Origin of the sequence: Saccharibacillus brassicae (assembly GCF_006542275.1) — a bacterium.
Taxonomy (GTDB): domain Bacteria; phylum Bacillota; class Bacilli; order Paenibacillales; family Paenibacillaceae; genus Saccharibacillus; species Saccharibacillus brassicae.
The window spans coordinates 3,936,627-3,950,054 of sequence record NZ_CP041217.1; the positions used below are offsets into that span (position 1 = coordinate 3,936,627).

The 13,428-nt window shown below is 57.6% G+C and carries 12 protein-coding genes; 11 read left to right on the plus strand and 1 reads right to left on the minus strand.

From position 1 onward, the window contains the following. Nucleotides 1-226: 226 nt before the first annotated feature. Complete coding sequence (locus FFV09_RS16235; protein WP_170315057.1) at nt 227-1,417, minus strand: GNAT family N-acetyltransferase; 1,191 nt, start codon at nt 1,415-1,417, stop codon at nt 227-229. A 201-nt stretch (nt 1,418-1,618) separates the two neighbouring features. Between FFV09_RS16235 and pgaC the strand changes: the two genes are divergently transcribed. The 11 genes from pgaC to FFV09_RS16290 all read left to right on the plus strand — a co-directional run bounded on the left by pgaC (nt 1,619) and on the right by FFV09_RS16290 (nt 13,413). Continuing rightward, nucleotides 1,619-2,878 (plus strand): poly-beta-1,6-N-acetyl-D-glucosamine synthase, encoded by a 1,260-nt coding sequence (gene pgaC / locus FFV09_RS16240; RefSeq protein ID WP_246098361.1) that lies wholly within the window; start codon nt 1,619-1,621, stop codon nt 2,876-2,878. Beyond that, nucleotides 2,836-3,294, plus strand: coding sequence for a hypothetical protein (locus FFV09_RS16245; RefSeq protein WP_141448802.1), 459 nt, complete (start codon nt 2,836-2,838; stop codon nt 3,292-3,294). The genes pgaC and FFV09_RS16245 overlap by 43 nt, the downstream gene beginning before the upstream one ends. 365 nt (nt 3,295-3,659) lie before the next feature. Then, the gene (locus tag FFV09_RS16250) at nt 3,660-4,892 is read left to right on the plus strand and encodes an aminopeptidase (RefSeq protein ID WP_141448803.1); all 1,233 of its coding nucleotides are present in this window, start codon (nt 3,660-3,662) and stop codon (nt 4,890-4,892) included. 83 nt (nt 4,893-4,975) lie between these two features. After that, nucleotides 4,976-5,389, plus strand: a complete 414-nt coding sequence (locus FFV09_RS16255; RefSeq protein WP_141448804.1) for a DivIVA domain-containing protein — start codon at nt 4,976-4,978, stop codon at nt 5,387-5,389. Nucleotides 5,390-5,500: 111 nt separating this feature from the next. Next, nucleotides 5,501-5,821 carry a thioredoxin family protein gene (locus FFV09_RS16260; RefSeq protein ID WP_141448805.1) on the plus strand — a complete coding sequence of 107 codons (321 nt, stop codon included), beginning with the start codon at nt 5,501-5,503 and terminating at the stop codon, nt 5,819-5,821. A gap of 282 nt (nt 5,822-6,103) precedes the next feature. Next, nucleotides 6,104-6,637 (plus strand): RNA polymerase sigma factor, encoded by a 534-nt coding sequence (locus FFV09_RS16265; protein ID WP_141448806.1) that lies wholly within the window; start codon nt 6,104-6,106, stop codon nt 6,635-6,637. Beyond that, on the plus strand, nt 6,621-8,444 hold the full coding sequence (locus FFV09_RS16270) for a hypothetical protein (protein ID WP_141448807.1): 1,824 nt from the start codon (nt 6,621-6,623) through the stop codon (nt 8,442-8,444). The genes FFV09_RS16265 and FFV09_RS16270 overlap by 17 nt, the downstream gene beginning before the upstream one ends. 221 nt (nt 8,445-8,665) lie before the next feature. Beyond that, complete coding sequence (locus FFV09_RS16275; protein ID WP_141448808.1) at nt 8,666-9,199, plus strand: RNA polymerase sigma factor; 534 nt, start codon at nt 8,666-8,668, stop codon at nt 9,197-9,199. Next, nucleotides 9,183-10,913 (plus strand): hypothetical protein, encoded by a 1,731-nt coding sequence (locus FFV09_RS16280; protein ID WP_141448809.1) that lies wholly within the window; start codon nt 9,183-9,185, stop codon nt 10,911-10,913. Before FFV09_RS16275 ends, FFV09_RS16280 begins: the two co-directional genes overlap by 17 nt. Nucleotides 10,914-11,156: 243 nt before the next feature. After that, nucleotides 11,157-11,693 carry an RNA polymerase sigma factor gene (locus tag FFV09_RS16285; RefSeq protein ID WP_246098362.1) on the plus strand — a complete coding sequence of 179 codons (537 nt, stop codon included), beginning with the start codon at nt 11,157-11,159 and terminating at the stop codon, nt 11,691-11,693. Next, nucleotides 11,677-13,413: a hypothetical protein gene (locus tag FFV09_RS16290; protein WP_141448810.1), complete on the plus strand. Its 1,737-nt coding sequence runs from the start codon at nt 11,677-11,679 to the stop codon at nt 13,411-13,413. Before FFV09_RS16285 ends, FFV09_RS16290 begins: the two co-directional genes overlap by 17 nt. Nucleotides 13,414-13,428: the final 15 nt, after the last annotated feature.

The following is a 13,428-nucleotide window of genomic DNA, read 5'->3' on the forward strand; positions in this document are numbered from 1 at the left end:
TCAGGAAAATCCCATTCGAATTTGATCCTTTTTCCTGATTTCAACACGCGACCGGAACGAATTTCTCCCGCAGTCGACAAGCTTCTCATACGTATAGGACTTTCTCGACAGCCTGAGAACCGGAGCTTCTCCGGTTCTCAACGTGTCGCGAAATTCGGATTCCCGGCCAAGCGACGAAGCCCAAGGAGAACGAGCGGAACAGGATCATCGGCCGTCCGCTTGCGGGTTAAATGTAATGCAGCCCGTATACGTAAGGCAGGGGGATCGGCTCGAACCAGCCGGGAATATCGCCGAGCCGAGGGCTGTTCGGATCGAACAGCACGCTGTACCATTCGCTTCGGCTCAGTTCCCGGCCGCCCGATGCCGTAAATACCCGCCCTTCTTCATCGACCCGAAGGGCTTCGGTCCACGGCAGCAGCCACAAGTCGTAAGCTTGATCCAGCAGCAACCGGACGTCCGTCACCAGCAGCGTTCCGGCATTGGGAACGGAGAAGCCGGCCGCTCCGGGCGTTTGGAGAAGCCGCGCTTCAAGTTCGCGCTCCTGCCAAGGCACGTGGACATGCAGCTCGTTCAGGCCGCAGGCATCCGGCAGCGATGCCAGCAGCCAGGCTGCCGCCTGCGGATTGCCGCCGTAGGCGATGACCGTCGGCGGATTGCCGGACGGCGTATCTTCCGTCCGAGCGGCGGCTTCGGCGCCGGGATCGGTCCGCGCCGGGAGGCGGTCCGTTTCGCCTCCCAGCGGGTGAAACGGACCGGGCGGCACGCCAAGCACGGCGTAGGCGGCCGGTTCTTCCCCGGCTTCGGCGAGGATCACGCGCTGCACAAGCCCCAGAACGCCGCAGAACGCAGCGGCGCCGATCCGTTCGCCGAGTCCCGCGGCGCTTTCTTCAACGTGGGTATCGCCTGCGCGATGCAGGGCATGAAGACCGGGCAGGTCCTGCGGCCGGGCTTCGCGCAGCCGGTAGGAAAGCCCGCCCGGCGCCGCGGCTTCGGCCGGGCGCAGCACGATCTGCGTGGCGCGGCCGAAAGCGGCGCTGCCCGCCCGCGTATACAGCGGGCGGGCGCCGGAGACGAAGAGCAGCGGGGCTCCGGCTTGTCTGGCGTGAGCGATGCTCAGCTCCAGCAGCCGGCCGGCGAGGCCGGCGCCCCGCTGCTCGGGCGCCGTGCAGACCGAGCCGATCGAGAAGGCGCGCAGCACCGCCGCGCCGCCGACGCGCAGCGTCGAAGGGGCGAGCCCCATGAAGGCGGCGAGCGCTCCGCTGTCGGCAAAAGCGCCGTAGGAATGCGCCACGCCCGGCGAGAACAGGGGAGGGAACAGGTCGCTCATCGAAGGCAGCGTATAGGGACGGAAAACGGAATCCGACAATCGTGCGGCTTCGGCGAGTTCGTGCGGTTGCATTAAGCGATAATCGGTCATGGACGCAGCTCCTTTAGTCATTCGATAGGTGCCGCGAATATAACAGAAAGCGCTTTGATTTGCAAAACGAAGCAGCGGAGTAGTTAGGTGAAAAGAACCAGGTTTTATTTCCGCAAAATTAAGTTGACGTTTTGCTTGCTTCCTATGTATGATGGCAAAGTCTTTAATGAGTATTTTACAAATATGGCAGGAGGAATATGGGTGGATTTCCCCGAGCTTTTTTCTGGGCCTTACAGCCTAATTACGGGTTTTGTTTTCTGGTATCCTTTTATAATGGCCCTGTTTTGGATGGCCGGCTCTCTTCTTTTTCTTAGGACCAAAGAATCCAAAAAAGACGCGTTGGACATCGAGGAAATGGATTGGCCGATGATCAGCATACTGGTTCCCTGTTACAACGAAGAAGATACCGTCGAAGAAACGGTCCGCAACCTCGCAGCGCTTTCTTATCCGAAAAAAGAAATTATTTTGATTAATGACGGCTCGAAAGACGGGACGGACAAAATCATCAAAAGATTGTCGGAAGAATACGCCATGGTCAGAGCCATTCAACTGCACGAAAATCGCGGCAAAGCGAATGCTTTGCAAGTCGGCTTGTTCGCCTCCAGATCCGAGTACCTCATTTGCGTCGATTCCGACGCCCTCCTTGCTGATACAGCCCCTTATTATTTAATTCGTCATTTCTTTAAAGGTGGAGAAAGACTTGGAGCCGTGACCGGCAGTCCTGCGATCCGCAACCGCAACAATCTGCTCAGTCGGATGCAGTTGGTCGAGTACGCTTCGATTATCGGAGCCATCAAGCGGACGCAAAGACTGTTGGGAAAAGTCATGACCGTATCCGGAGTCGTGGTCGCTTTTCGCAAAAAAGCGCTTGTGGACGTCGGCTTATGGGACCGGGATATGATTACTGAAGACATAGCGGTCAGTTGGAAGCTCCAAAAGCGCTTCTGGGACGTTCGTTATGAACCGCAGGCCATTTGTTGGATGCTGGTACCGGAAACGTTGTCGGGTATTTGGAAACAGCGCGTTCGGTGGGCGCAGGGCGGCCAGGAAGTCATTCTCCGTCACTGGAAAATTCTGTTCAGCTGGAAGCAGCGCAGAATGTGGCTGATTTACCTCGAACAATGGATCAGTATCTTGTGGGCATTCAGCTGGCTGTTTGTCACGCTGCTGCTGTTGTTTACGGCCGATACGATCCAGGAACGGCTCCTCTGGTTTACGCTCACTTCGTTTACGCTCGTACTCATCAGCCTGGTTCAGTTATTTATCGCGCTTGTGATCGACTCCAATTATAACCGCGTATTGAAATATTATTTCTGGGCAGCCTGGTACCCGGCCATTTATTGGATGGTTAATACGTTTGTCGTTATGGCCGCAGTCCCTCGGGCTATTTCGTCTCGCCTGAGAGGAGGTTACGCTGTATGGAACAGTCCGGACCGCGGCATGAAGAAGAAAGCTTCCTGATCGTAGGCAACCGTTCCTGGTTTCGCGCTTGCGTCGATTTCGTTTTTTCGTTGGCTTTTTGGATATATGGGCTGGCTGTGTTCTTGTTTTTCTTATCCGCTACTTTGGGATGGGACAACGGCCTTACAAAAGTGCTGCATGCTTCTTTTCACACGATGGATCAAGATGTGCGCAACCTGGTCATTTTGGCCATGGGCATTTTCTCGCTGTTTTACATCGCGCTGTATATAAACCGCGTCTACAATAAAAAAAGATTCGGTACGCTGCAAAGACGAACCTATCCGTCTCCCGTCGATAACCTGGAACTCAAAAGGTTAGGGTTAATGGACCCGGAGACGATCGAGAAATTGCAAACCCAAAATTACACGGTTTTCGAGACGAATCCGATTATTGCTCTTGAAAGTAAAAAGCCGTGATCCAAAGTAAGGCCATTTGACCGATTGGCCTTGCATCCGTTTCACCATGCATAGGCGCATGCCAAAAATTACGGATTTTTCGAACTCGGTAGATCGAAAGAAGATCGACGGCTCTTTACAGGCCTTCGGTCTTTTTCTTATGTTGCACTGACAAAATTCGATTGGAATCGCTCACGGGAAACCTCTCGATCTCGGCAGGAACGTTCCGGGATCGAAATTGATAAGAAACTTTCGGCTGCGATTAAACTTGCGATCGAAAGCCGCTTTGTGGATTTTTGCGAAATCTTTGACTATGATAAGTAGAGGTGTAACATTATCGGTTTTTCCTTATTACATAAAAACGCTCATCAGGGGGCAAAAGAGAAATGGATTTGTTTGGAGAAAAGCTGGAACAATATGCAGAATTGGTCGTAAAGGTAGGGGTCAATATCCAGAAAGGCCAGGTGCTGCATCTCCAATCGCCAATCGAGGCGGCGGAGTTCGCGCGGCTGGTCGTCCGCAAAGCGTATGAAGCGGGCGCAAAATACGTCGAGGTCGAATGGGAAGACGAAGCGACGACGCGGCTGCGGTATCAATACGCGTCGGAAGACACGTTCGATTACTACCCGGCATTCAAGGCGGAAGCGCTGGAGAAGTTGGCCGAAGACGGCGGCGCGGTCATGCATATCAAGGTGCCGGACCCCGAGCTGTACCGCGGCATCGACTCTTCGCGGGTGGCGCGGGCGACCAAAGCGGCCGCGGCGGCGCGCAAAGGCTATCAGCACTACGTGCGCTCGAACCAACTCGCCTGGTGCCTGATCAAGGCGCCGACCCGCGCATGGGCGAACAAAGTGTTCGGCGATCTGCCCGAAGAGCAGCGCGTGGACGCGATGTGGAACACGATTTTCCAAATGAACCGGGTCGGCGAAGGCGACGCCGTCGACAATTGGCGCCGCCATATCGAGACGCTCAAAGTCATGCAGGAGAAGCTCAACGACAAAAACTACAAAAGTTTGCATTACCGGGCGCCGGGTACCGATCTCAAGGTCGAACTGGCACCGAACCACGTCTGGTTGGGCGGCGGGGACACGAATCGTGCAGGTGTCTACTTCGTGGCGAACATGCCGACGGAAGAAGTGTACACGATGCCGAACCGCACCGGCGTGAACGGCAAAGTCACGTCGACGATGCCGCTTAACCTGAACGGCCGCCTGGTCGAACGACTGTCGCTGACGTTCGAGAACGGACGGGTCGTCGAATACGACGCGGAGAGCGGACGCGAGCATCTGGAATCGCTGCTGGATACGGACGAAGGCGCGAAATATCTCGGCGAAGTGGCGCTCGTGCCGTATGATTCGCCGATTTCCCGGCTGAACCGAGTCTTTTACAATACGGGGATCGACGAGAACGCATCGTGCCATTTCGCGCTCGGCAGCTGCTACCCGGTCAACATGCAGGGCGGCACGGCTTTGTCGCAGAACGAACTGCTGGCGCGCGGCGGCAATACGAGCCTGACCCACGTCGATTTCATGGTCGGTTCGGATCAACTGGATATCGACGGCGAGCGGCAGGACGGCAGCGTCGAACCGGTATTCCGGGCCGGACAGTGGAACATTTAAATTTTGGTTTTGCAAAACCTTTTATTTAAAAATCGATCATTTTCACCTTGAATTATGATACATTAAACGGAGGAGGGATGGGCATGGAGGAGCAGTATCGACGCCAGCTCGAAGAGCAGAAACGTCTGTTCAAACAGCTCGGCATCAAGCTTGACGCCTTGCAAATTCATGAGAAAGATTTTCCCGTCAAAATGCGCGGGTATACCAAAGAAGACGTCGACGCTTTTCTGGACGACATCATTCTCGATTACGAGCGGTTCTATCAGGTCATCTCGGACCTGCTGGACAAGTACAATGCGCTTCAGCGCCGCCAGGGCTACGATCTGGAGAAGAAAGATGCCGAGATCGCGCGCCTGATGGAAAAAGCGAAAGTGCAGGATTATCTGGTCGACCGCCGCATCGTGGAAGAAGCCGTGCAGGAGATGGAACGCACGCTGCAGGCCGCCAAACGGCGAATCCGTCCGGGCACGGGCGATTCGTACTCGGACCCTTATTGAGCGGAACCGGGTAAACGGCGGCCGCGGCACGCAAACTTCGCCTGACGTCATCGGCACGTATACCGCTTGGCATCGACGGGCCCGTCCCCGAACCCGGGAGGAGAATGCGATATGGAACGAATCGAAAGCTTGGAACAATATAACGAACAGATCGGCGGCGAGAAGCTGACCGTCATCAAGTTCGACACGAACTGGTGCCCGGATTGCAAAAACCTGGACCGGTTCATCGGCGGCATCATGGACAAGAACGCGGACAAGGACTTTTTCGCGATGGACGCGGAGAAATTCCAGGATATCGCGGAGTCGAACGAAGTGCGCGGCATTCCGAGCCTGCTCGTGTTCAAGAACGGCGAGAAAATCGCCCACCTGCACAGCAAGTTCGCGAAGACGCCGACCCAGGTGTCCGAATACCTGGAGTCGATCGGCAAGTAAAGATCTGTTCGAAGCGCCGTCGTTCGGCAGAAGTTCGAACCGGCGGACGTTGGCGGCAGCACGTTGCGAGCGGATCGACTCGACTCGATTTGGTACAATTTTTCGAGAAATGGAAGAAAGGGCGGCCTCCGGCCGTCCTTTTTTTGTGCGCGGTTGGCCCGGCTTCGGCGGTTTCGCTGTGAGGCCCGCGTTCTTTTTTATCATAAAAAGGAACCGATCGCCGCGCTTGGCAGTTCATATAGGCGAGTGATCACTACAGAGGGGCAAAGGAAGTGAGCGACGTTGGGAGATCGGGAATTATTCGAGACATACAAAGAAGCCGTATACCATTACTGCCTGTATATGCTGCACAGCCGCGCGGATGCGGAAGACGTGTGCCAGGAAGTGTTCGTCAAGGCGCTGCTGGCCGACCGAAGCGGTATCGAGTACCTCAAAGCGTGGCTGATGCGGATCGCCGCCAACGAATGCCATTCGCTGGTGCGGCGCAGAACGAACGGACAGATCAAGGAAAAGCGCGCGTTCTGGATGAATATGCCGCTGCGTTCGCCGCAGTCGGTGGAGCAGGCGTACGAACAGTTGGAGACGTCGGACGAATTCGAGGAGCGGCTGCGCCTGCTGAAGCCGAAGCTGCGCCAGGCGCTGCTGCTGTACTATATGGCGGACCTGTCGGTGGCCGAGACGGCGGAAGCGCTGGACGTGCCGATCGGCACGGCGAAATCGAGAATCAGCCGGGGGCTGAAGGCGTTAAAAAAGTTGGCGGACAAGGAACCGGCGCAGCCGGAGAAAGAAGGTGACGTTCATGCTTCGAGTTACTGATCGGGAAACGGAAGACAAACTGCGCAGGCTGCGCAAGGAGAAACCGAACTACGACGCGATGTGGAACCGGGTTCGCCTGGAAGCGGACAAGCGGGAATCCGGTTGGCAGGAGCACGCTGCCGCGCCGGTGCTTCCATCCCCTCCGAGGAGAAAATGGCTGATGCCTACGGCGTGCGCCGCGCTGGCGGCGACGATTGCGCTCGGAGCCGCGGCTTCGCAAGGCTACTTCGAGAGCCGGGTTCCGGAAGCGCAGGCGACGCCGATCGGGCAAGCCGTCGGCGTGCAGGCGGAAGCGGACGGCATCGTCCTGAAGCTGAACAACGTCGTGCAGGGGACGGCGAGGGATTTCGGGACGACCGCGCCCGATTCCAAAATGATGCTGGACTTCTCGCTGCTCGGCTTCGGCGACGAAGACGTGCAGGTCGCGGGCTTCGACCGTTCGTCGATCACCGACCTCGATACAGGCAAGAAGCTTGAACTGAGCATGGGCGATTTCAATACGGACGACGTGCGCAGTATCGAAGACTGGAAAGCCGAACGGAAGCTCAACACGTCGGCCCGGGTGACGGGAGCGTTCAATCCGGCCCCGGGACCGCACCGCTACCGGCTGGAGATGTCCGACCTCTACATGATTCGCCGCACGACGGTGCCGATCGAAGGCAAAGTCAAGCTGGGCAAACAATATGCGGTCCTGCCGGATCGGAATTTCAAGATGAAAATTACGGATATTCAATGGGACAACAAGCAGGGACTGCTGAATATCAAATATTTGCCGAACGCAAACGTGCCGAAGCTTGACGCGCAGAGCGATCTGCTGTTGGCGATGGATCGGGGCAACTCGGTCAGCCTGAAGCTCGGCGACCGTGAACTCGGCTGGTCCAGCTGGTCGGAAGGAGAAGACGTCGCGGAAGTCGAAGGTTCGTACAACATCAAAGGGCTTACCGAAGACCAGCTGTCCGACATGACGATGACGTTCACGTACGCCGAACCGGTCCGGGTCGTCGAAGGCCCGTGGACGCTCGACTTTACGCTCGATCCGTCCAAAGCCCAAATTCCGACCGAAACGGTACCGGTCCAGGACGATTCCGCCCTGACGGAGCAGACCGGCTGGAAGCTCGGAGACGCGCTGCTCGACGCATACGGCATCGCGATTCCGCTGGATCGAAGAACCGGCGATCGTTCGCTGCGGGACGGACAGATCGTGCAGTACGGCAGCATCAAGCTGACGGACGGGGAAGTGACGCTGTCCGGCTCGCAGGACCCTGTTCCCGGCATCGCTGTCGGACGAGGCCGCGAACAGGAACCGGAATTCGTCAAATTCGGCATCCAGAGCCTGGAACGCAAGGAACCGGCGAATCCGAAGACGCACGATTATGAGGAAAGCTACGACTTCCGCGGCAGGCCGTTGAGCGCGATCTTCGGCTCGGCGTGGGTCGCCCATATCGATCCCGATCGTTGGGTGCCGCTGGACGTGCCGACGGCAGAAGAATGGACGACGACCGATACGCTGGAAGACGGCAAACAGGTCGAATACACGCTGCACCGGGAAGGGACGGACGTGCTCGTCGAGATCGCAGTCCCGGATTACGTCAATCTGTACGAAGGCACGCGGCTGCGGGTCGACGGCCGGGACTACGCCTACGACACCCAGCCGTCGGCGCAAAGTTCGATCCGGGACGCTGAAGGCCGGTACAATCGGGTTGACGTCTACCGCAGCGTGCCGGAAGGGAAGCGATTCGAGCTTAATTTGCAGGCTTACGGAACGGTCGACGACAGCAAGGACGCGAAAGTGATCATCCGCGAATAAGCGGGTGGAAGGAGAGGCAAGGCTGCCGGGCACGTTTCCGACAGCCTTTTTCGCTTCTGCGCGGCGTAGCGTTCGGTTGGGAAGAACGAGGCGGTTTGCCGCGATCCGGCAAACGGGAACCTCTGCGCGGCTTCGTCAGTCCTCTACTAAGAAGCGCGCGCTCATTCATGATCAAATGGGCAGGGAGGCCTACGGAAGTCGATAAGGATGTGAAAAGGGACATGGACGACCTGGAGTTGTTCGAAACGCATAAGACGACGGTATACCGTTACTGCCTCTACATGCTCAAACATAGAGGGGACGCGGAAGACGCGTGTCAGGAAGTATTCGTAAAAGCGATGTTGGCCGATCGGAGCGAAGTGCGCAGCGAGAAAGCGTGGCTGATGCGCATCGCGGCGAACGAGTGCCACGGGATGGTGCGGCGCAGAAGCCGGGGCCGGGACAAGGAGCAGTTGGCTTTTCTGCAAAGCGATCCGCTGCGGTTTGCGCAGTCGGTCGAAGGCGGATACGAGCGCCGGGAAGCGTCCGCGGAATTCGGCCTGCTGCTGCAATCGGTCAAGCCCAAATTCCGGGAAGCGCTGCTGCTGTACTATATGGCGGACATGCCGCTTGCGGACGTGGCCGATCTGCTGAACGTGCCGCTCGGCACCGTCAAATCGAGAATGAACCGCGGATTGAAAGCCTTGAGAAAGCTGCTGGAAGAATCAAATACGCAAGCGGAAAAAAGGAGTGGATATCATGCCTCGAATTATTGAGTCCGATCTGGAAGGCCAACTTCGCCAGGTGGACGACGGCAGCCCGGATTACGCGGGCATGCGAAGACGTATCGTACTGGAAGCCGACAAGCGCCGATCGGGCTGGACCGAAGTGAAGCCGGCGGCAAAGCCGTATTTGCGCCGCAAATGGACCGTGCCCGCCGCTTCCGCGGTGCTGGCCGGAGCCGTCGCGACCGGCGTGATTCTCTGGCAGCCGGCTCCGGGCCCGGACAAGCCCGAGCAGGCGTACGGGGCTCCGGCCGGCCAATCGCTGGAAGCGTCGGCTGCGGTGGACGGGGTGAAGCTGACGCTCAGCCATGCGATTGTGGGACATTCCGAAGAGGAGCCTGACGCTCCGTCCGATCGGCTGGCGCTTCAGATGAACCTAAGCGGCCTGAACGAGTCGGAGGCGGAATACGCCGGCTTCGGTTCGGGACGATTGATCGATCTCGACAGCGGAGAGACCCGGGACATGGACGGAGCCAGCTTCGATCTGCGGCAGGGCATGCACGATCTGCAGGCCGGCAAAATGCTCGATAACGAATGGGCAGCCGAATCGAGCACCCGGCGTCTCCGGTTCGAAATGGACGATTTGTACCTGATTCGGCGGCATGACGTTCCGCTGCAGGGAACGCTCCAGACCGGCGCGACCTACCCGGTTCCGGGCGTGGAAGGCGTCTCCGTGCGGATGCTGGATTCCAAATGGGACGAAGAACAGGGACTGCTGACGCTGACCTACAAATTGCAGGGAGCCGATACGGACGCCGACTCTGCTTACCCCCGGTCGCTGTCGATCGAGACCCGTACGCTGCTGCGCTTGAATTCCGGTTCGAATACCGTCGAGTCGACGTCGGGAACCTGGGCAGGCAGCGAGTTCACCGTCAATTACGAGCTGCCCGGCCTGAGCGAGCAGGAGCGGCAGGCGCTGACGCTGACCTACAGCTACGCCGAAACGGTGCGGAAAATTGCCGGCAGCTGGAAAATGGATTTTACGCTCGACGTATCGAAAGCGCGGGAACGGTCGGTCAAGCTTACGCCCGTCAACGCTGCGGAGATCCGCCGCCAGACCGGCTGGACCGTCGGGGAAGCCAGCGTAAGCGCGTACGGCATCCGTCTGCCGATCGAGAGAAGTCCGCAGGACCGGGCGATGCAGGTGGGCAGCCTGCTGTTCTACGACAAACGCACCGTACTTGCCGGCGATTCCGAATTCGAAGAGGTCGAGCAGGAGGAAGCGTCGGCCGCAGGGAATGCGGGCACTGCGGAATCTTTGTTTTTCCGTCCGCTTAGCGTGGACATGCAGAATCTGACGACCGGGCCTTTGTCCGTCAAGCTGGAGCAGGCTTTCGTGCTTCGCCAGGCGCCGGACGATTTCTGGACGACGCTTGCTGCTCCCGGATCGGAAGAACGGCAGGCGAGCGCCGAACTGCCGGACGGCAGTCGGCTGACTTATCGCTACGCGCGCCAGGGCCGCGATCTCAAGATCGTGACCGAGACCCGCGATCCGCTCAAGCTGGTGCAGGGAACGGTGTTGAGCGTGGACGGCGAAGTACGGCAGCCGGACGCGAAGTCTTCCTACAGCCCGTATCGGGCACAGGGAGCTTACCGGGTCGACGTTTACCGCAGCGTGCCGCAGGATGCCGAGCTGAAGCTGGGCTTGGGCCTGTACGGACAGCTCGATCCGTCCCGGGATATGGAAATCGTGCTGCGGAAGTAGGCGCGAACCCGGCCTGACGCCGCCGCAAGCTCCGCGAACGGCATGAACGTTGCGAACGGTACGAATGGCGCAAACGACGCAAACGCAAGCGTACGAATCTTTCGGTGTTCCAAGTCCGGCCCCGCCCTGTTCGCAGGCGGGGTCGGGCTTTTTTGGTTTTTTTTCAAAAAGCGAACTGTTCGTCATTCCCGCGAGTCTCTATAACAGGGAACCATCACATAAGAGGGGTAAAGGACGTGAGAAATGGTGGACGACAATACGTTATTCATAACCTACAGGGAAGACGTGTACCGATACTGTCTGCACATGCTGCGGAACCAAACGGACGCGGAAGATATCTGCCAGGAGGTGTTCGTCAAAGCGATGCTGGCGGATCGAAGTCAGGTGGAGCATGTCAAAGCATGGCTGATGCGGATCACCGCCAACGAATGCCATTCGCTGATGCGGCGCCGGACGAACGGAAACGTCAAAGAGAAAAAGGCGTTCACGATCAACGTGCCGCTGCGTGCGCCGCAATCGGTCGAGCAGACTTTCGAGAAAAGCGAGACGGCGGACGAGTTCGGGAATCTGTTGAACAAATTAAAGCCCAAAGTGCGCGAAGCGCTGCTGCTGTACTACATGGCGGATCTGTCGACGGCCGAGACGGCCGAAGCGCTGGGCGTGCCGGTCGGGACCGCGAAGTCGAGAGTTAATCGGGGGTTGAAAATGCTCAAGAAATTGTATGAAAAAAGTCCGGAATCGCCGGGGAAAGGAAGTGAACGGCATGTCTCAAATTACTGAACAGCACATCCAGCAAAAAATGCGGAGTTTGCCGGACGGCAGCCCGAATTACGAAGAAATGTGGAGCCGGATTCGCCTGGAAGTGGAGCGCCGCCGCTCGGGATGGAGCGAGCAGACCGAGACCGTACCGGAGAAAACCGTTTTTTCGCGCGCGCGCCAATGGACGCTGGCCGCTTCCGCCGCCGCCGTGATCGCCACGGCCGCCGGCACCGCCGTTTATTTGGAACAGCGGCAGGCCGAGCCGGAAGCGATTACCGCCGATCCCGCCGGCCAGCGCGTCGATGCCTCGGCCGAAGTCGACGGCGTGAAGCTGAGTCTGGATAATGCGGTGATCGGCTATCAACAAACGGACGGAACAACCCAAATGGCGTTGCAAATGAGTCTCTCGGGACTGGAAGGACAGGCTTTCGACGACGCGGCATTCCAAACGGCAACGCTAACTGACGTGGACAGCGGAACAAGTACGCCGATCGAAGCTTTTTTCAACGTGGACGAAGGTTCGGATCGACTGACTCTAACCCGGTATATTCAAGAAAACCTGCCTGCCGCCGGAGAGAAAAGACAGTATCGGCTGAAGATGACCGATCTTCATGTGAACGACAGAGTCGAGGTTCCGCTCGAAAATCCTGCAGAAGGCAAAAGCTACGAAATCATTCCGGCCGACGATTTTCGTTTCGAACTGTCCGCTTACCGCTGGACGGCCAAAGATACAAAGTTGAGTCTGGAATATCGGGCCAATCAAGCGGAACCTGTGCCCGATATTTACGATTCGCAAAAGCATGAAACCCAAGTGCAGCATCGGGGCTTTATCTGGGCCAAAAACGGAGACACCGTAATCAAGCCGAAAGAAAGCCGATACGGCGAGAATGGCAAAACCGAATTTTTCGATTTTGGAAATTTGACCGGACAGGAGCGGAACAACCTGCAATTCGTCTACGCCTACGCTCAAACGGTCAAAAAAGTGGAAGGCGAATGGTCGATCGACTTTACGGTCGAAGGTTCGACAGCCACTCCGGCTGCCGAGTCGGTTCCGATCCCGGATACGGCGGCATTGGAAGAACGCACGGGCATGACCCTTGCCGAAGCGCAGGTCACTCCGTTCGAAGTGCGGATTCCGGTCACGCGTGAGGACGATTCTTCCGTGCTTCAAGACGGCAAGTTCATGTACTATAACCGTATGATCTTGCAGGCCGGAGAATTTGAAACGAAGGGCATGCAGGCTCCGATTCCGGGGTTGCCTTACAATCCGATAGAAGGGGTTACGACAGACGGCGAGACGATGTACTTTGGCTTCAGGGGCAACCAGCTTCAGGATCTCGCCAAGGAACCGCTCACGTTGAAGCTGCGCGATGCGTTAGTCGCCCGGGTCTACCCGGACATCTGGACCGAAGTCCAGCCTCCGAGCGATAAAGTCCAAGCCGCAGGGGAGAATATGCCTGACGGGAGCGTTATGGCTTACAAGATTGTGCGCAAAGGCAAAGACGTGCAGATCACGACGCCTACGGGCGGCAAGTTCTATCTGGTGACCGGCACGCGGTTGAAAGTCGACGGTCAGACGTACGAACCCGATCCGAAGCAGTCTTACTACAAAGACACCGGCAAAACCGGCTTCCGCATGGATGTGTTCAAAAACGTGCCGGAAGGCAGTAAGTTTGCGATCAACGCGGGCACGTACGGCGTGTACGATTCGTCGCGGGACATCGACGTTCAGATTCGGTAAAAGAGAAAAGAGAAA